Genomic DNA, 19,972 nt, shown 5'->3' with positions numbered 1-19,972 from the left:
ACTTCTACTACACAAAAGTGTAGTTTTTATTAAAAGTTGTTTCTTCAAGAAGGCTTTGATTAGATATTAAGTGTTTGTTTTCTTCATAAAACCCTATAAGACCAGTATAAGGAAAGCTTACAGGAATAGTTTCAGAACCCAAGTAATTAATTGATTTACCAACTACTTTAGCTTTAATTCCTAATAAAGACATTACTCTTAATAATTTGCTATCGCATTCTGCAAAAGCAATATTTTCAGTATGGCTACATACTGGTGAAATTGCACAAACCATTAACTTTTTAAACAGATTGGTATCTTTTATTTCTTTTTTAATAGCAAACCTACCAATATGCCATATATCATTAAAAGGTCTATCTCCAATAGTTAGTAATGGATTTATTCCAAACAAACTCTGTATCGGCAGTTTATCTATAAAATTCCATCGTAAAACCCTAATAGATCCAGTAATTTTTCCTAAACTATCCCTACTAACAAATATTTTAGAATTTTGCGCATATTCAATTTCTTCTTCATAGACAGATAAAATATCTTTTTTAATGCTTTTAAAATCATCCTTTTTTGTGTGATGATTAAAGTTTTCTTCAACTATAAACTTTGATAAGTTATACACTTCATTTGTAGTTAATCTTTCTAAATAGTTTTTTGTGAGTATCATAGTGTAATGTTTTACTCTCAAAACTATATAGTTAACCCATTCAAAGCACTACACAAATTAGTAGTAGTAGTAGTAGTAGTAGAAATGTAATTAAAAACCGTATTTTAATTAAATAGAGACTCCCATTTTAGTTTAAAATGGCTACATTTGAATTTTAATCATTTAAGCTATGACGGATGTTAATGATTTTTTTTCTTCACGAAATACCGTGACCAACATTTCTGAAAATGAACGCAAGCAAACGGCTAATTATTTAGAAACAATTAAAGCCTTTGCTAGAACTACCTATAAAAGTATCTATGTAATAGATTATGAAAAAAAGGGATTCGAATATGTTTCTGAAAATCCTCTTTTTCTATGTGGACACACTGCTGAAGAAGTGCAAGAAATGGGATACCTTTTTTACTTCAACTATGTTATTCCTGAAGATGTAGAACTATTAATTAAAATAAATACTATTTGCTTTAACTTTTATGATAAGATACCTTTAAAAGAAAGAATATACCATTCTATTTCTTATGATTTCTATTTAAAAAATCAACAGGGAGAAACATTTTTGATCAATCAAAAACTAACTCCTATTTTCTTAACGGATGAAGGGAAAATTTGGAAAGCTATTTGTATTATTTCTCTTTCTAATGAAAAAGATTCAGGGAATATTAGAATATATAAAAGAGGAGCAAATAAAATTTTTAAATTTGATTTGAAAGGTAATTTTTGGAAAACAGAAGAGAAAATTAAGCTTTCTAAACGAGAAAAGGAAATTTTAAGATTCTCTGTAAGAGGATATACAATTAATGAAATGGCAGAACCTATGTGTGTGTGTCCAGATACTGTTAAGTTTCATAGAAGAAAATTATTTGAAAAATTAGAAGTTACCAATATTTCGGAAGCCATTGTATACGCCACCAATAATAAATTAATCTAATCTACATTAATAGAGGAAAAATAAAATTCTGGAAATCGTTTATATGCTTTATTTGTTGCTATTTTAAAAAGAAGATGCGTACACATACTTGCTACCATCCATGAACCAATAGATAACTGTGGAGGAGGCAATTTTTCCTTTTCACTTAAGTATTTATACAGTATTTTATCAATCCAAAATTGTGGTGTCCCCCAGAATTTCATATAACTAGAAACGTATTCAACTACTCGAAGTTCATTAATTTTTTGTCCGTTTTTTGCAATAGCTTTTAATGATAAACCTTTTGGAGATATTACTGTCACTAAACCTCCCCAACCTAAATTATAGGGATGCAAAACAGGTATATTATTTTGCTGGCAAATCTCATCAAAAAGTAATGGAACATCTGAAGTAAAATCTAAAGCATTAATTGCAATTTTATGTCCATTAATATAGCTTTCAACGTTATCTGTGGTTAAAAAGCAATTATGCACATTTATATTTGCTTCTTTATTAATTGATAGTAAGCGTTTCTTTACTGCGTTAACTTTATCTGTTGAAATGTCATCCTCGGTGTAGTTTTGCCTATTCAAATTTGAGAGTTCTACCTGATCTCCGTCAATAATCGTAATATTTTCAAAACCAAAGCGTAGAGCACACTCTGCTATAACACTACCAATTCCAGCTCCTCCTAATAAAATAGGATAATTTTTAATTAGTTCTTGTTCTTCTGGTTTAACATATATTCTATTTCGACTATATCTATCTTCCATCTTTAATTTAATCGATTATATTCAAATCAAATTTAGATGGAAAATAATAATATATTACTACACTAAAAGGTAGATTTTTTTTATTCAAAAGAAAAAATAGAACCTTGTTTTTAAAACTCTTTCGTTGAAAGCTTAATTTTTATAGTTTCATTTACATTGTATAAAACTTGCCATTTCCCCGAAATTTGAATTTTATTCCATTTATTTATTGAAATTACTGTAAAATAAAACGATAATTTTTCGCTCTACAGGAAATAAAAAATAAAGTGTATTGTTTAATTTGCAGTCTTCAGTAGGCAGTTAAAAAAACTTACTGATTACTGCCTACTGAAAACTGGTTTTACTGCTAACTACTTTTCGCCTCAATCCACTTACTCATATATTTTGTAGCTTGCATAGTTTGATGTTGCAACAAACTTCCCATAAAATTATTTGTCCTATGGTTTTCTAAATGATGTTGAATTTCTTCAACCTTATTAAAAAATAAGTATCCGTTTTTTCCTTTGCTATAAATCGAATTTATAATTTCTACACCATTTTTTTGCGCTTGTTCCCAAATAGATTTATCCGAATATAATTGAACTGCTTTTTTTGAAAAACAGGAATAATTATCTGCTACAAAACCATTCCAAGGCAAATTATTAGACATCCCTTCTACTCCAGTTGAAGTCGTAACACTTGGCGTTCCACAAAGCATGGCTTCTGTTAATTTTCCTTTAATTCCTGCTCCAAAATTTATGGGTGCTAAAACTACTTTTGCCTTGCCAACAACATCATTCGCATTTTCTGCAAAACCTTTAATAATAAAACCTTCTTTTTTATTGTGCAGTTGTTCTATTTGCAGATTTACATACGCGCCATAAATATGCATTTCAGCTTTTGGTAATTGCTTTCTAATCTCGCTCCAAACTTTATTTTTCAGAGTCAAAACAGCATCTACATTTGGTTTGTGGAAGAAATTTCCAATAAAAATAAAATGCGCTCTTTCTTCAAAATTTTTCCATTTATGTTGATGAGTCTCATCTATTTCATCAAAAAGAAAGGGTAAATACATTAAAATAGCATCATCAATTTTAAAAGTATTTTTCAACAACTCCATTTCAAAAGTAGAAATAATTAAAGATAAATCGCATCTTAAAATAGCTGCAATTTCTCTTTTTGTAATGTCTTGTTTTAGTAAAAAATCAGTGGAAAAATGAAGCTTTTTTTTATAAGCAAGTTCACGCGTTTTTCGCAAACAATGCAAATCTTCTGTATCTAAAATACGGATTGCTTTTGGGCAATTTTCTGTAACTCGCCAACCAAATTGTTCTTCCATCATAAAACGATCGAACAATACAATTTCTGGTTGCAACTTTTTTATAAAAGTGTCGAAAGAAGCATTATTTAATTCAATAGAAACCTCATTAATTCCCAAAGCATTTAAATCAATTGCCTTTTCATTTTTTATAGAGGGCGAAGCAAAAGTAATTTTACAATCTCGTTCTAAAAACTGATGGATTAACTGCAACATTCTCTTTCCTGCAGCAGAAGAATTGGGTTCTACCCAAACGTAACCAATTATTAAAAGTAATTTTTTCTGCAATTATTCAGGTTGCATTTTCAATTTATATTCCATCTGAACTCTTTTTCCCCAAGCCACAACAGCATCTATTTGTTCTTGGGTTAAATTGGCATTTGCATGCGTCCAAGTATAAGAATTTAAAGGCATTTCCCTTTCTTCTACTTCTTCATGTAACTCATCCATCTTATGCTCTTTTCTCTTCATCGAATATTCGTTCCATGTAGAAAAATTTAGGTGTTTTTTACCATCTTTAATATGGTCTGCCAACCAATAATTTACCGGCGTAATTTTATCGTACCAAGGATATATTGTTTTGTTACTATGGCAATCGAAACAGGTAGTTTTTAAAATCTCTTTTACATCTGCTGGCGGGTATGTTTCCATTAAAAATGGCTCTAAGGAAGCTAAATCTCCATCATTTTTTTCTGGTCCAAAAAATTGTGCAATTACAAACAACACAAGTAAAACCAAAAGTACTTTTTTAAGAATTTTCATTGGTAAGATATTAGAATAATTTATGGCGGTAAAACTACGTAATTCTCACTTTATTCTGTAAAAATATCCGTATTTTTGTCAACTATATTTAAAATTTGAACCGAAAGGTTATCAAAAAGTAAAAATAAAGGTACTTATGAAATACGATATTATTGTAATTGGTTCTGGTCCTGGAGGATATATTGCTGCAGTTAGAGCTTCTCAACTTGGAAAAAAAGTAGCAATTATAGAAAAATATGCAACTTTAGGTGGAACTTGTTTAAATGTGGGGTGTATTCCTTCGAAAGCGTTGTTAGATTCTTCGCATCATTATTACGATGCTGTACATCATTTCGAAGAGCATGGAATTACAGTAGAAACTCCGAAAATAGATTTCGGAAAAATGGTAGAAAGAAAAGCAAAAGTTGTAGAAACAACCACTGGAGGAATTAAATACTTAATGGACAAAAATAATATTGATGTTTTTGAAGGTTTGGGTTCTTTTGAAGATGCTACCCACGTAAAAATAACCAAAAACGATACTACTTCAGAAATTATTGAAGGAGCAAATATTATTATTGCAACAGGTTCAAAACCATCTTCGTTACCTTTTATAAAAATTGATAAAGAAAGAATTATTACGTCTACAGAAGCATTAAAACTATCGGAAATTCCTAAAGATTTATTGGTAATTGGTGGTGGTGTAATTGGTTTAGAATTAGGTTCTGTATATAAAAGACTGGGTGCAAATGTTACTGTAATTGAATATATGGATAAGATTGTGCCAGGAATGGATGCAGATGTTTCTAAAGAATTACAAAAGGTTTTAAAGAAGCAAGGAATTAAATTTGCAACAAGCCATAAAGTGAATGCTGTTGAAAGAAATGGCGATACGATTACTGTAAAAGCAACTGATAAAAAGGACAGAGAAATAGAATTTTCTGGAGATTATTGCTTGGTTTCTGTCGGTAGAAAAGCATACACTGCTGGTTTAGGTTTAGAGAAAGTTGGTGTGGAAGTAAACGAACGTGGACAAATTTCTGTAAACGACCATTTACAAACCAATATTAAGAATATTTATGCAATTGGTGATGTTGTAAAAGGTGCAATGTTAGCACACAAAGCAGAAGAAGAAGGTGTTGTGGTTGCTGAATTTTTAGCAGGAGAAAAACCACATATCGATTATAATTTAATTCCAGGAATTGTTTACACATGGCCAGAAGTTGCGGCTGTTGGTAAAACTGAAGACGAGTTAAAAGAAGCAAAAATTGACTATAAATCTGGTAAATTTTCGATGAGAGCTTTGGGTAGATCTCGTGCAAGTGGAGATATTGATGGATTTGTAAAAGTTTTAGCAGACAAAAACACCGATGAAATATTAGGAGTTCACATGGTTGGTGCACGTGTTGCAGATTTAATTATGGAAGCTGCAGTTGCCATGGAATACAGAGCATCCGCAGAAGATTTGGCAAGAATTTGTCATGGTCACCCAACCTATTCTGAAGCTGTAAAAGAAGCTGCAAAAGCGGCTTGGGATGGGAAACCTTTAAATGCATAATTTTAAATGTTTCTTTTTTAAAATGTTTAAAATAATATAAATGAGACCTTTTAAGTGATTCGCTTGAAAGGTCTTTTTTGTTTAGGATTTCGTGATTTTATGTATTTACTTTACTGATTATCAATTATTTAAATATAAAATGATTTTCAATATTTTTTTTAATTTCGAATCTTGAACTTTGAATCTAAAACCCAATCTTAATTCGAGATGTTCTTAATTCGAGATGCTCTTAATTCTTTGTTCTTAATTCTTGATTCTCCTTTCTTAATTCTCTTTCCTTAAACTTTGCTTATTTTTACATGATGCAGAAAATAATTTTCTCTTTTTTATTTTTAGTGACCTCTATTTTCTCTTTTGGTCAAAAGAAAGATTCTATCCAATTAAAAAACGGAATAGACAAACCGAGTATGTTGCCAATTCATCATTTTGGGTTGTTTTCTGCACGAATAAATCAGAATTTTAAAGTGCGTCCGCCAGAAAAAATTACGTTGAATTTTTCTTTGGCAAGCGCAAATACATTTCATCCATTTGTGGAAATGTATTTACCAAAAGATGAAGCTACAAGAAATCAGCTTCGTGAACAAATTTGGTTTAATAGAAATTTTTATAGAGACCAACAAACCACACCTGCAGCGTACGAAAATATTATTATAGATGCTGTTTTTAAAAATTTTAGAATCGATTTTAATACGAAAATTGGTAAAAATCATGAATTAGAAATTTCACTTCGCTCCTATTTGGTAACCAAAGGAAAATACCCGTTTTCATTTTTTACGAGTGATGAAGCTATTGAATGGTTTCATAGTAATGTTGCAGGTGGAGAAGATCCTTTTGGGCGAAAATATTACGGATTAAATCAAGTGAATGTTCGCTATCAAGATAGAAATGGAAGAAAATTAGCTTTAAAAGACGGACAGTTTATTTTTGCAGGAATTGAGGTAAATCACTTTTATTATCCAAATTTTATCAACCTAAAAAAAAGAAATATTTCTGTGAATTTTGGTTCGCATTTAGGTATTAATACTTCCAAAGACAATCCTTCTTTAGATTTTGGTTTTTCTGGAAATATTATAAAAAAATGGCGTTTAAAAAATACAAATGAAATTAGAACTTCTTTCGGTTCTGCTATTTTAAGAAGAAATATTGTCGATTTTAAAAAGAATGTTCAACTGGGAAACAACAACTATTTATTAAGTTTCGAAGGAATGTTAGAATACACAAAATACACTCGAAAGGGAAATTATCATTCAGTTGCTGCAAACTATCAAATTCAATCGAGCTACAGCAAAAAAGACGAAGCCAATTATTATCAATTAGTTGGTAAATGGAAAGAAATTCATGCTGGTTGGCAAAATGGTTTCGAGAAATTGTACGAATACCAATCTGCCTGGAGTTGGATTTACACTTATGGCAGAAAAAATTACAGTTTTTCCATCTATTTAAAGGAAGATTTATATGTAAATAATGCTCCAGATATACAAACAGGAATCAGTTTAAAAATTCCTATTTCTAACAAATAAGATTTGTATTTTTGCCACAAATATGCAAAGAACCGTTCGTACTTTTTCTATTGAGAATATTTCTAATTTCAAACAAAACCTTTTGTCTTGGAGTCAGCAATTTGAAACTGCAATTTGGTTAGATTCTAACAATTACGAACAACAATATTCTAGTTTCGATAGTGCTTTGGCTGTAGAAGAATTCACCTCTATAAAAACCGATTATCACCAAGCTTTCGACAAATTAAAAGAATACCAAACCATTACCAAAGATTATATTTTCGGTTATATTTCTTACGACGTAAAAAATGATGTAGAACAACTTTCTTCAAAAAATTTCGATGGCTTAGATTTTGCTGATTTGTTCTTTTTTCAACCTCAAAAACTCCTTTTTATCAAAGAAAACACCATCGAATTTCATTATTTAAAAATGGTAGATAATGAGATTGAAAGCGATTTTGAAACTATTTGTCAAACTGAGCTTGTCGAAGTTTCTTCTAAAACCGACATCAAAATAAAACTAAGAATTCACAAAGACGAATACCACCAAAAAGTCACTAAAGTTTTAGAGCATATTCACAGAGGCGATATTTACGAAGCCAATTTTTGTCAGGAATTTTATGCGGAAAATTCTACCATAAACCCAATCGAAGTTTACAAACATTTAAACCAAATTTCGGAGCCACCTTTTGCTACTTTGCTAAAAATGGAACATCAATACGCATTGTGTGCTTCCCCTGAAAGATACATTCGAAAAGAAGGTGGAAAAATTATTTCTCAGCCAATAAAAGGAACCGCAAAAAGATTGGTAAGCGCCATTGACGATGCCAAAATTGCATCCGATTTATCGAGAGACAGTAAAGAGCGTGCAGAAAATGTAATGATTGTCGATTTAGTTAGAAACGATTTATCTAAAACAGCCAAAAAAGGAAGTGTAAAAGTAGAAGAATTGTGCAAAGTGTATTCCTTTAAACAAGTACATCAAATGATTTCTACAGTGGTTTCCGAAATTGAAAAAAATATACATCCTGTAGAAGTTTTAAGAAGTACTTTTCCAATGGGAAGTATGACTGGCGCTCCAAAAGTTTCGGCGATGAAAATTATCGAAAACCTAGAACAAACCAAACGAGGGCTTTATTCTGGAACTGTTGGTTATTTTACACCAAATGGCGATTTTGACTTTAATGTAATTATTAGAAGTATTTTGTATAACGAAGAAAAAAAGTATATTTCCTACTCTGTTGGTGGTGCAATTACTGCAAAATCTAGCCCAGAAAAGGAGTACGAAGAATGCTTATTAAAGGCAAAAGCAATGCGTTTTGCTTTGTTGAATTCGGAATAAGAATGCCACAAATTCACCAATTATTTTTTAGTAAAAAATTCAAAATGACATCAAATCAAGAAGAACTTTTCCAAAAAGTTTTAGAAAGTTTAGAAGAAAAAACAACCGAACAAAATATGTTTAACGGTTATTTGGCGTTATTTCCAGAAGAGTGGAAACAACGAAAAATTTTATATTCTAAATTTAATAGAAGTAAGCAATTTGGCAAAACAATTCCCTTACCAAAACCAGAGGTTTCTTTGCGAAAAGAAATTCGTGTTTGGTTGAAAAAACAAGTTTTATGACACACGATACATTCAATTTTAATATTTACGAAATCAAATTTTTCGGACAATATTGGAAAGCAAAAGAAACAAAAGCTATTGTTGTTTTAGTACATGGAATGGGCGAACATTCTACACGTTATGTGCATGTTGCAAAGGAACTTACATCAAACAATTATTCTGTAATTACTTTCGATCATTTTGGTCATGGAAAAACAGCTGGAAAACGTGGACACAACCCCAATTTTGAAGCTGTTTTGGAAAGCATTTCTAAAACGATAGCAAAAGCGAAAGAACTATTTCCAAACAAACCTATTTTCTTGTATGGACATTCCATGGGAGGAAATGCAGTAATCAACTATACTCTAAAAAAACAACATTCTTTAAAAGGAGTTGTTGCTACAAGTCCGTTTTTAAAACTCGCATTTCAACCACCAAAATGGAAACTATTTATGGGTAAATTGCTTCAGAGAATTGCACCTTTTATTACTTTAGGAAATGAGTTAGATGCAAACCATATTTCAAGAGACAAAAATGAGGTTGAAAAATACGAGAACGATTCTTTGGTACACGATAAAATTAGCCCTAATTTTTCGATTACATTTATTAAAACTGGAAAATGGGCGATTAAAAATGCGCATCAATTAAAGGTACCTATGTTTATTTTACATGGAACTGAAGATAAAATTATCGATTATAAAGGGAGTGTAGAATTTGCTAAAAATACTAAAAACGCCACTTTAAAATTATTCGAAAACGGATATCACGAATTGCACAACGATTTATGCAGAGAAAAAATGCTTGCTGATATTGTTAATTGGTTAAATTCTGAACTTTAATATTGTTAGTATTTAACTCCAAAAGGGTTTTGAAACCCTTTTGGGGTTGTATCGTACTTTCTTTAATAATTCCTTACTTTTGAACTTGAAAATGCTTCAGAAATTCAAAGAACATATTAATAAAAATTTTCCTTTTTTAAAGGAGCAAAAAATATTAATCGCAATTTCTGGTGGTGTAGATTCTGTGGTTTTAACGCATCTCTTAAAACAACTAAATTTTAATATTTCTTTGGGACATTGTAACTTCAACTTACGAGAAAAAGAAAGCGATTTAGATGAAGAATTTGTAAAAAATTTATCAAAAAAACTGAATATTGATTGTTTTACAACATCATTCCAAACTACAAAAATTTCAGAGAAAAACAAAGAATCTACTCAAATAACTGCAAGAAATTTGCGTTATGAATGGTTTCAAAAATTAATAGAAACACATAATTTCGATGTTGTTTTAACGGCACATCATTCAGATGATAATTTAGAAACCTTTTTAATAAACTTAACTCGTGGAACGGGTTTGGAAGGTTTTACGGGAATTCCAGAAATTAACGGAAATATTGTACGCCCGCTTTTGGTATTTTCTCGTGAAGAAATTATCGATTTTGCAACCAAAAACAAACTCGATTGGCGAGAAGATAAAAGCAATGCTTCCACAAAATACACTCGAAATAAAATTAGGCACAAAGTAATTCCTGTTTTAAAGGAAATAAACCCAAGTTTATTAGAAACGTTTTCTAAAACTATTGAAAATTTAAAGGAAAGCAGGCATATTATCGACGATAAAATTGCTGATATTAAATCTGAAATACTTCAACCTTTCGACTACACTCAAAAAGACAGTGTTATGAAATATAATATTTCTAAAATCCAAGAATTATCAAATCCGAAAGCATATTTATATCAACTTTTAAAAGAGTATAACTTTACAGAATGGAAGGATGTTTTTCATTTAATTGTAGCACAAACTGGCAAACAATTGTTTTCTAAAACGCATGTTTTATTAAAAGATAGAGATTTTTTAATTCTTTCTAAAATCAATAATAAAAAAACGAAACCTAGTTATTTTATTGATAAAAACATTTCTAAAATTACAGCACCCCTTTATCTTACTCTTAAAAAAGTAGCCGAAATTTCCGAAGAAAACAAAAATACTATTTATGTGAATGAAGAAGCTTTGGAGTTTCCTTTAATTATTAGAAAATGGCAAAATGGCGATTATTTTTATCCGAAAGGAATGTTAGGCAAAAAGAAATTAAGTAAATATTTTAAAGACGAGAAAATGTCGCTCTTCGAAAAGGAACAAGCTTGGTTGCTTTGTAACAACAATAACGATATTATTTGGGTTATTGGCAAAAGACAAGATGGTAGATTTTATGTTAAGAATATGCCAAAAATCATGAAAATTAGTATTCTAAACTCTTTGTAAGAAAGGTTTTTGTATATTTATAGCTTCAATCTAAAACACCAAAATCTTATGAAGAAAGTTATCCTATTATTAGCCATTATTACAATGGTCTCTTGCGAACCTGAAAAGAAAGTAGATTACGCTCTAATTTCTGGAAAAATTGAAAATACTTCAGCAAAAAAACTAGCTATTCACAGTCAATTAAACTGGGGAAATAAAAAAGAAATTACACTATCTGAAGATGGTTCTTTTTCCGATACTTTAGATTTAGCAACAGACTTTTACGTGCTAAAAGAAAACAATAATATAGTTCCTTTATATCTTCCAAAAGGCTCTGAAATAACTATTACATACGATGCAAAAAAGAAAGATTCTACCATTCAATTAGCAGGTAACGCAAATACTGTTAATAATTACATCCTTGAAAAAGGGAAGTTAAGTTCTAAATTGATGGGAGATCAAAAAGATTTTTTCTCTAAAAACGAAGCCGATTTTAAAGAACATGCTTTAAAAATAAAACTTGGAGAAGAAGAGTTACTTAATAAAACAGATGGAATTCCAGAAGATTTTAAAGCCAGTGAATTAAAAAGCATCAAATACAATCATCTTTCTTTCTTAAAGAGCTATAAACCTGCTCATAGTTATTATATTAAAGATAGAAACTTTAAACCTTCAGAAGGTTTTCTAAGTGGTTTAGATACTTTAGAGCTTGAAAATGAGAGTGACTTCCTATTTTCTCAATCTTATAGAGCGCTAGTAGCTTCCAAACTTAAAGAAAAATCAAAGGAATTTATTGAAAAAGATTCTACTATTGCAAGAGACATTGCCTATTTAAAAACGATTGCAAACTTAAAAAATCAGAAAATTAAAAACAATTTATTGTATGCAGATGCGCAATATGGAATTAACTATACAGAAAATTTAGAGGATTATTATGCTATTTTCAGCAAAAACTCTACAGACGAAGCAAATAATGCAAAAATTGATGCTGAGTATAAAAAAATTAAGTATTTAGTAAAAGGAAATCCTTCTCCTAAATTTACAGATTACGAAAACAATGCTGGTGGTACAAAATCTTTAGACGATTTAAAAGGTAAGTATGTTTTTATAGATGTTTGGGCAACTTGGTGTGGACCTTGTATTGCACAAATTCCTTCTTTAAAAAAGCTAGAAAAAGAATTTCACGATAAAAATATCGAGTTTGTAAGCATTTCTATTGATACAAAAAAAGACTACGATAAGTGGAAAAAAATGATTGTTGATAGAGAATTAAGTGGTTTACAATTAATTGCAGATAATGATTGGGAATCTAAGTTTATACAAGATTATGGAATAAAAGGAATTCCTCGTTTTATATTAATTGATCCTCAAGGAATTATTGTAAATGCAGATGCACCAAGACCTTCAGACAAAAAATTAGTGGAGATTTTAAATGAATTAAACCTTTAATATTTCTTATATATTAAGTTATTTATGAAAAAAAAATTTTCCTTTTTCTTATTATTTCTAACACTTTCTATTTTTTCTCAAACCGAAGAAAACCCAGTTGTTTGGAAATCTTCCATTAATAAAGTTTCTGATACTGAATACGATGTTGTTTTTGAAGCAAATATTCTAAGAGAATGGCACCTGTATTCTCAACACAATCCAGAAGGCGCTTCTTTACCATTAGAAATTTCACTTTTTAATACAAATGAAAACAAAAACCAAGGCTATAAATTAATAGGTAAAGCCAAAGAAAGTGAAACCCATAAAGAATATACAGAAATTTGGGAAAAGGAAGAGATTTTTTTTAAAAATAATGCAACAATAACGCAAAGAGTTTTAATTACAGATCCTTCAATTTCTTCCATAAAATTAAGTTTAACTGGGCAAGTTTGTAAAGAAGCTTGTATACAAGTAGACGAGGTATTTACTTTTTCTCTTAAAGATAATAAAGAGATTATAGAAACTGTTTCTTTAGATGATAAAAGTAAACTTTTATCGAAAAAACTAAAATTAAATTTAAAAAATACAGCACTTTTAAAAACAGACTCCAAAGAAGAATCGGAATCTAATAGTTCTTTATTTAACATCTTCTTATTAGGCTTTGTTGGTGGTTTATTAGCACTTTTAACTCCTTGTGTTTTCCCTATGATTCCTTTAACGGTTTCATTTTTTACCAAACAATCTCAAAGTAAAAGAAAAGGAGTTTCTAATGCTATTTTATATGGCGTTTTTATTGTTGCCATTTACATCTTATTAAGTTTACCTTTTCATTTTTTAGATAGTTTGGATCCCGAAATTTTAAATACTATTTCTACAAATATTTGGTTAAACATTTTTTTCTTTGCTGTTTTAGTATTTTTTGCAGGCTCATTTTTTGGTTATTACGAAATTACATTGCCAAGCTCTTGGGGAAATAAAATGGATTCTGCCTCTAGCATTGGAGGTATAATTGGTATTTTCTTTATGGCATTAACGTTGGCGATTGTTTCCTTCTCTTGTACTGGACCCATTTTAGGTTCTTTATTAGCAGGCTCTTTAACATCAGATGGTGGAGCCATGCAACTTACAGCAGGTATGACTGGTTTTGGAGTCGCTTTAGCTTTGCCTTTTGCCTTATTTGCATTGTTTCCTAGTTGGTTAAATTCTTTGCCAAAATCTGGTGGATGGCTCAATACAACCAAAGTAGTTTTAGGTTTCTTAGAATTGGCATTGGCATTTAAGTTTTTATCAAACTCCGATTTAGTTGGACATTGGAACATCTTTAAACGCGAAATTTTTATTGGAATTTGGGTAATTATTTTCTTTGGACTTGGACTATATCTTTTAGGTAAAATTAAATTTCCACACGATTCTCCAATTAAAAAACTCTCTTTTTCTAGAGTTTCGTTTGGTGTTTTAGTAATGGCTTTTGTTATTTATTTAATTCCAGGAACTTTTAAAAATCCTACGTGGAATTTAAATGCGTTAAGCGGTTTTCCACCTCCGCAATTTTATAGTATTTACACGCAAGAAAGCGACTGTCCTTTAGGTTTAAACTGTTACAAAGATTTCGATGAAGGTTTAGCTGCTGCAAAAGAAACCAACAAACCTATTTTGTTAGATTTTACGGGTTGGGCTTGTGTAAATTGTCGTAAAATGGAAGAAAATGTTTGGAGCAATCCAGAAGTATATAACATTCTTAAAAATGAGTATATTTTAATTTCTTTATATGTAGATGATAATGAAAAGAAATTACCAAAAGACGCTCAATTCGATTTTAAGAAAGCTAATGGCAAAATTAAACAGATTAGAACTTATGGAGATAAATGGTCTACATTTCAAGTGGTAAACTTTAAAAACGCCTCACAACCTTATTACGTTTTAATGAATGCCGATTTAGAAATTCTAAATACACCTCAACAATATACAGACATTGAAACCTATAAAGATTGGTTGCAAAAAGGAATTGAAAATTTTAATAAAAAGTAAGTATTGGAATAGATATTGATAGTTGTGTTTGATATAGAAAACTTAAACTATGCAAAAAACTTTCCTACTTTTATTTATAATTATAATTTCTTCTTGTAACATTGAAGAAAAAAAAGGTCAATCGAAAATAACGTTTTAAAAAAAAAATTGATTCACTGACTGAATTAATTTCTAAAACCAAAAATAAAACTGGACTGAATTTTATAGAGTTATTGGAAAAAGAAACTCAAACTGCCTCTGACTCTATACTTATTTCTAAATACAAAGAGCTTTTAGGGCAAAACGAGATTTTTGATATTTATATTTGGGATAGAATCCAAACGATTTCGAATTTGAATAATTACAATCAAATTGTATCTGAATTTAGCGGAACATATCGTCTAAAACCAATTTATAATGATAAATACTCAAAAGTAAATATTATAAAAATTAAAAATGATAGCTGCTTTTTATTTAAAAATAAAGAATTAATTGCTTCAGAAAAATTAAAAGTTCGAAACTCTTCGAATAAATATGTCAAGGGAAAAATTTATATTAAAAACTATAGAATGTCATTACATTCATCTGGGTTTGGGGTTGAAATTTTCTTTAATGATAACCTTTGTATAGACTGTGAAAGATTACATTTTTATAAAACGAAATGAAAAAATACAAAACCGATATACATCAGTTAATCTTAACCTATTAGACTATAAAAACTGAACGTATTTTTGGTTTCAACAGTTATTTACCAGTATTGTTTTATCTGCACAAAAAATAGATTTTACAAAGAAAATAGAATCTTTATTTGATACAAACTAGAATGCATCCTTACTTCTTAAATATGTAATAATTACAGATTTTGTTATTTTACAAAAACACACCTTAAATTTATATCGTTTTCGTAATTAAATAGCTAATTATTACCATAAAGCTAAGTTCTGTAACTATCCTTTTTTGTAGCTTTACCATATAAAATTTATAAAAGATGTCTACATTACCAAAACTTTCACGATTTAATGAAAATGTGTTGTCTAAATATCAAATTTACAACAGTATTTTTATGACTTTACCATTCGATACGATTAGTAATACTGGTGTTTTCTTACCATTATTCCATAAAGTATGCAAAAAAGGGTTTCAAGAAGGTAAAAATCCTACAGAAATTGTAGAAACATTTTTTAGGAAGTATCAAGAAAATCCTTCAGAAAAAGAAAAAACCGATTTACTATTTCGCTTTATACAATATATAGAGCGTCAAGTTGTTTTATTTGATGCAATTGAAGACGCTGCATTTCCTATTGTAAATAATATGGATGGTGTTGGTACTTTAAGAAGTTCCGAAGAATTGGCAATTATTGGAAACAAAAAGGAAGAACTAAAATCGTATTTAGAAGAATTTAAAGTACGTGTAGTTTTAACTGCGCATCCAACACAGTTTTATCCAGGTTCTGTTTTAGGAATTATTACAGATTTAGACAAAGCAATACAAAACGACGATTTACTTTTAATTAAAAACTTGTTAGCTCAATTAGGAAAAACACCTTTTTATAAAAAAACAAAACCATCTCCTTTCGATGAAGCTGTAAGTTTAATATGGTATTTAGAGAATGTATTCTACCATTCTGTATCAAAAATCTACAACTATATTCAAAATAACGTTTACGATGGCAAACCAATAGATAACGAAATTATAGATTTAGGTTTTTGGCCTGGAGGAGATAGAGATGGAAATCCATTTGTAACCACGAAAATTACGTTAGATGTTGCAGAGAGATTGCGTCAAACTATTTTAAGAAACTATTATAGAGATGTAAGAAGGTTAAAAAGACGTTTTACGTTTGATGGTGTTCAAGAAATTTTATTAAAAGTTGAAAAAAGGCTTTACAAACATGTTGTTAGAAGTTATACAAAAGTAAACTTTAATCAAAAAATACTATTAGAAGAATTAGAAAAAGCGAGAGAAATAATCGAAACAAAACATCAATCTTTATTTATTGATGAATTGAATGATTTTATAAATAAAGTTAGAATTTTCGGTTTCCACTTTGCAACTTTAGATCTTAGACAAGATAGTCGAGTACATCATACAGCATTTACGCAAATCGTAAAAGATATGCAAGAAATGGGCGACACCACTTTCCCGAAAAACTATTTACATCTTTCAGAAGAAGAGCAAATAGAAATTCTTTCTTTGGTAAAAGGAAATATAGATCCTGCTAATTTAACGGACGAGATTTCAGTAAAAACGATCGAGTCTATGTACGCGTTAAAAGAAATTCAAACAAGAAATGGAGAACGTGGCGCAAATCGTTACATTATAAGTAATAACCAAACTGCTTTAAATGTAATGGAAGCTTTTGCGATGCTAAATTTATGTGGTTTCGAAAATGAATTGCCAGTAGATGTAATTCCGCTTTTTGAAACTGTAGAAGATTTAATAAATGCAGAAGATGTAATGCGAACCTTATATTCGAATAGAGTTTACAGACATCATTTATCGAAAAGAAAAAACAAACAAACTATTATGTTAGGTTTTTCTGACGGAACCAAAGATGGTGGTTATTTAATGGCAAATTGGGGAATCTTTAAAGCAAAAGAAGCACTTACAAAAGTTTCTAGAGAATTTGATATCGAAGTAATTTTCTTTGACGGACGTGGAGGACCTCCTGCAAGAGGAGGAGGAAAAACACATCAATTTTATGCATCTTTAGGACCAACAATCGAAGACAAAGAAATTCAATTAACGGTTCAGGGGCAAACAATTAGCTCTAACTTCGGAACAAAAAATTCTGCACAATACAACTTAGAACAATTATTAAGTTCTGGTATTAAAAATGAAGTTTTTACCAAAGATCAATTAAATAACAATCATAGAAAATTAATAGACGATTTAGCCTCTACAAGCTACCAAACGTATGTCGATTTTAAAAATCACCCAAAGTTTTTACCCTATTTAGAAAAAATGAGTACCCTAAAATACTATGCAAAAACCAATATTGGAAGTAGACCAAGCAAACGATCTTCGTCTGCAGAATTAGATTTTTCTGCACTAAGAGCCATTCCTTTTGTAGGAAGTTGGAGTCAATTGAAACAAAACGTTCCAGGTTTTTTTGGAGTTGGAACTGCTTTAAAAAAATACGAAGATGCCAATCGTTTCGATGAAATTGTAGCGTTTTATAACACTTCCGATTTCTTTAAAACCTTACTTGAAAATAGTATGATGAGTTTAACAAAGTCTTTTTTCGAATTAACAGCATATATGGCTAATGATAAAGAGTTTGGTGAATTCTGGAAATTAATTCACGAAGAGTATAAAACTACTAAAAGATTATTACTAAAATTAGCTGGTCATACAGAACTCATGGAAAATTTTCCTATTGGAAAAGCTTCTATTGAAATTAGAGAGCAAATTGTATTGCCTTTATTAACGATACAGCAATATGCTTTAAAGAAAATCCAAGAGTTACAAAAAACGGAAGGAAACGAAGAAGCATTAGAAATCTTCGAAAAAATGGTAATGCGTTCGCTTTTCGGAAATATTAATGCGAGTAGAAATTCGGCTTAAAATCGAATTATTATACCATGTATTAAAATCTGATTATTTTTTATTTAAAGATTAATCAGATTTTTTTTTATAATTGATTCACAATTATATATTTATATTTTAATTCAACAATCATTTTTTTTCTATCTTTAACGAAAGAGAAATAAAATATGCTCATTAAAGTTTTTGGCTCTGCTGTTTTTGGCATAGAAGCAACCACAATTACAGTTGAAGTAAATATAGATAAAGGGGTTGGTTACCATTTAGTAGGGTTACCAGACAATGCTGTTCGCGAAAGTTCTTTTCGAATTTCTGCAGCTTTAAATAACAACAACTACAAACTTCCAGGTAAAAAAATAATTATAAATATGGCACCTGCAGACATTCGTAAAGAAGGTGCTGCTTACGATTTAACTTTGGCAATGGGTATTTTAACAGCCTCTAACCAAATAAAATCTACCAATATTAATGAATATATTATTATGGGAGAACTTTCTTTAGATGGAAGTTTGCAACCTATAAGAGGTGTTTTGCCTATGGCAATAAAAGCACGTGAAGAAGGTTTTAAATATTTTATTCTACCAAAAGAAAATGCCAAAGAAGCTGCGATTGTTAGTGACTTAGGGGTCTTGGGTGTAGAGAATATTATGGAGGTGATTAATCATTTTAACGAAGACAAAAAAATTGAACCTACCATTGTAGATACAAGAGCAGAGTTTTATAAAAAAATCGATTTTCCAGAATTCGATTTTTCTGATGTAAAAGGGCAAGAATCGATAAAACGATGTATGGAAATTGCTGCAGCTGGCGGACATAATATTATTTTGATTGGTCCTCCAGGATCTGGAAAAACCATGCTAGCCAAAAGACTGCCCTCTATTTTACCTCCTATGACTTTGCATGAAGCTTTGGAAACCACGAAAATTCATTCTGTAGTTGGTAAAACTAAAAACGAAGGTTTAATGTACCAACGTCCATTTAGAAGTCCACACCACACAATCTCGAATGTAGCTTTAGTTGGTGGTGGACAATATCCAAAACCAGGAGAAATTTCACTTTCTCATAATGGTGTTCTTTTTTTAGATGAATTGCCAGAATTTAAAAGAGACGTTTTAGAAGTGATGCGTCAGCCTTTAGAAGATAGAGATGTTACGATTTCTAGAGCAAAATTTACAGTTACATACCCCTGTAGTTTTATGTTGGTTGCAAGTATGAATCCAAGTCCTAGTGGTTTTTTTAACGATCCAAACTCTCCAATGACCTCTACTCCACAGGAAATGCAACGTTATTTAAGTAAAATTTCTGGCCCACTTTTAGACAGGATTGATATTCATATTGAAGTAACACCAGTTCCTTTCGAAAAATTGTCTGAAGAACGAAAAGGAGAATCTTCTGTTGAAATTAGAAAACGTGTTACAGCATCTAGAGAGATACAAGCGAAACGTTTCGAGGAGTTTGAAAACATACATTACAATGCCCAAATGAATGTAAAACAAATAAGGAAATTCTGTAAATTATCTGACGAAAGTTTAACGCTTTTAAAAACAGCGATGGAAAAACTAAACCTTTCTGCAAGAGCGTACGATCGTATTTTAAAAGTTGCTAGAACCATTGCAGATTTGGCAAATGAAGAAGCCATTTCTCCAGACCATATTGCAGAAGCCATTCAATATAGAAGCTTAGACAGAGATGGCTGGTTGGGGTAAAATAT

16 protein-coding genes are annotated in these 19,972 nt (G+C 30.2%); 12 read left to right on the top strand and 4 right to left on the bottom strand.

Annotated elements, in window-relative coordinates; all coding sequences use genetic code 11:
* Positions 1-7 precede the first annotated feature (7 nt).
* On the bottom strand, positions 8-658 hold the full coding sequence (locus J3359_RS14365) for a hypothetical protein (protein WP_208077595.1): 651 nt from the start codon (positions 656-658) through the stop codon (positions 8-10).
* 169 nt (positions 659-827) lie between these two features.
* Here J3359_RS14365 and J3359_RS14360 point away from each other — a divergent pair, with 169 nt between their 5' ends.
* Complete coding sequence (locus tag J3359_RS14360; RefSeq protein ID WP_208077593.1) at positions 828-1,586, top strand: helix-turn-helix domain-containing protein; 759 nt, start codon at positions 828-830, stop codon at positions 1,584-1,586.
* Here J3359_RS14360 and J3359_RS14355 read toward each other — a convergent pair.
* The 3 genes from J3359_RS14355 to J3359_RS14345 all read right to left on the bottom strand — a co-directional run bounded on the left by J3359_RS14355 (position 1,583) and on the right by J3359_RS14345 (position 4,397).
* A complete protein-coding gene (locus J3359_RS14355) occupies positions 1,583-2,338 on the bottom strand; it encodes a ThiF family adenylyltransferase (RefSeq protein WP_208077591.1) in 756 nt (251 codons plus the stop codon). The genes J3359_RS14360 and J3359_RS14355 overlap by 4 nt on opposite strands.
* A 346-nt stretch (positions 2,339-2,684) precedes the next feature.
* Positions 2,685-3,923 carry a glycosyltransferase gene (locus tag J3359_RS14350; protein ID WP_243765928.1) on the bottom strand — a complete coding sequence of 413 codons (1,239 nt, stop codon included), beginning with the start codon at positions 3,921-3,923 and terminating at the stop codon, positions 2,685-2,687.
* The gene (locus J3359_RS14345; protein WP_208077589.1) at positions 3,924-4,397 is read right to left on the bottom strand and encodes a heme-binding domain-containing protein; all 474 of its coding nucleotides are present in this window, start codon (positions 4,395-4,397) and stop codon (positions 3,924-3,926) included.
* Positions 4,398-4,533: 136 nt separating this feature from the next.
* On the opposite strand from J3359_RS14345, the gene lpdA reads away from it, so the two are divergent.
* From lpdA to J3359_RS14290, 11 genes are all read left to right on the top strand, one after another.
* On the top strand, positions 4,534-5,934 hold the full coding sequence (lpdA, locus tag J3359_RS14340) for a dihydrolipoyl dehydrogenase (RefSeq protein ID WP_208077587.1): 1,401 nt from the start codon (positions 4,534-4,536) through the stop codon (positions 5,932-5,934).
* Between the two features lie 299 nt (positions 5,935-6,233).
* The gene (locus J3359_RS14335) at positions 6,234-7,454 is read left to right on the top strand and encodes a hypothetical protein (protein ID WP_208077585.1); all 1,221 of its coding nucleotides are present in this window, start codon (positions 6,234-6,236) and stop codon (positions 7,452-7,454) included.
* A 22-nt stretch (positions 7,455-7,476) separates the two neighbouring features.
* Entirely contained in the window at positions 7,477-8,775 is a 1,299-nt protein-coding gene (pabB, locus tag J3359_RS14330; RefSeq protein ID WP_208077583.1) for an aminodeoxychorismate synthase component I, read from the top strand.
* Positions 8,776-8,819: 44 nt separating this feature from the next.
* On the top strand, positions 8,820-9,059 hold the full coding sequence (locus J3359_RS14325; RefSeq protein WP_208077581.1) for a hypothetical protein: 240 nt from the start codon (positions 8,820-8,822) through the stop codon (positions 9,057-9,059).
* Positions 9,056-9,877 carry an alpha/beta hydrolase gene (locus tag J3359_RS14320; RefSeq protein ID WP_208077579.1) on the top strand — a complete coding sequence of 274 codons (822 nt, stop codon included), beginning with the start codon at positions 9,056-9,058 and terminating at the stop codon, positions 9,875-9,877. Before J3359_RS14325 ends, J3359_RS14320 begins: the two co-directional genes overlap by 4 nt.
* Positions 9,878-9,968: 91 nt before the next feature.
* Complete coding sequence (tilS, locus tag J3359_RS14315) at positions 9,969-11,300, top strand: tRNA lysidine(34) synthetase TilS (protein ID WP_208077577.1); 1,332 nt, start codon at positions 9,969-9,971, stop codon at positions 11,298-11,300.
* Between the two features lie 48 nt (positions 11,301-11,348).
* Positions 11,349-12,728: a TlpA family protein disulfide reductase gene (locus J3359_RS14310; RefSeq protein WP_208077575.1), complete on the top strand. Its 1,380-nt coding sequence runs from the start codon at positions 11,349-11,351 to the stop codon at positions 12,726-12,728.
* 24 nt (positions 12,729-12,752) lie between these two features.
* Positions 12,753-14,735, top strand: coding sequence for a protein-disulfide reductase DsbD family protein (locus tag J3359_RS14305; RefSeq protein WP_208077573.1), 1,983 nt, complete (start codon positions 12,753-12,755; stop codon positions 14,733-14,735).
* A 212-nt stretch (positions 14,736-14,947) separates the two neighbouring features.
* Positions 14,948-15,379, top strand: a complete 432-nt coding sequence (locus J3359_RS14300; protein WP_208077571.1) for a hypothetical protein — start codon at positions 14,948-14,950, stop codon at positions 15,377-15,379.
* A 323-nt stretch (positions 15,380-15,702) separates the two neighbouring features.
* Positions 15,703-18,282 (top strand): phosphoenolpyruvate carboxylase, encoded by a 2,580-nt coding sequence (locus J3359_RS14295; protein WP_208077569.1) that lies wholly within the window; start codon positions 15,703-15,705, stop codon positions 18,280-18,282.
* A gap of 149 nt (positions 18,283-18,431) precedes the next feature.
* On the top strand, positions 18,432-19,967 hold the full coding sequence (locus J3359_RS14290; protein WP_208077567.1) for a YifB family Mg chelatase-like AAA ATPase: 1,536 nt from the start codon (positions 18,432-18,434) through the stop codon (positions 19,965-19,967).
* Positions 19,968-19,972: the final 5 nt, after the last annotated feature.

It is taken from the genome of Polaribacter cellanae, from assembly GCF_017569185.1.
In the GTDB taxonomy this organism is placed as follows: domain Bacteria; phylum Bacteroidota; class Bacteroidia; order Flavobacteriales; family Flavobacteriaceae; genus Polaribacter; species Polaribacter cellanae.
Note: the sequence above shows the minus strand (reverse complement) of the source record. Positions and strands in the feature narration are given on the sequence as shown.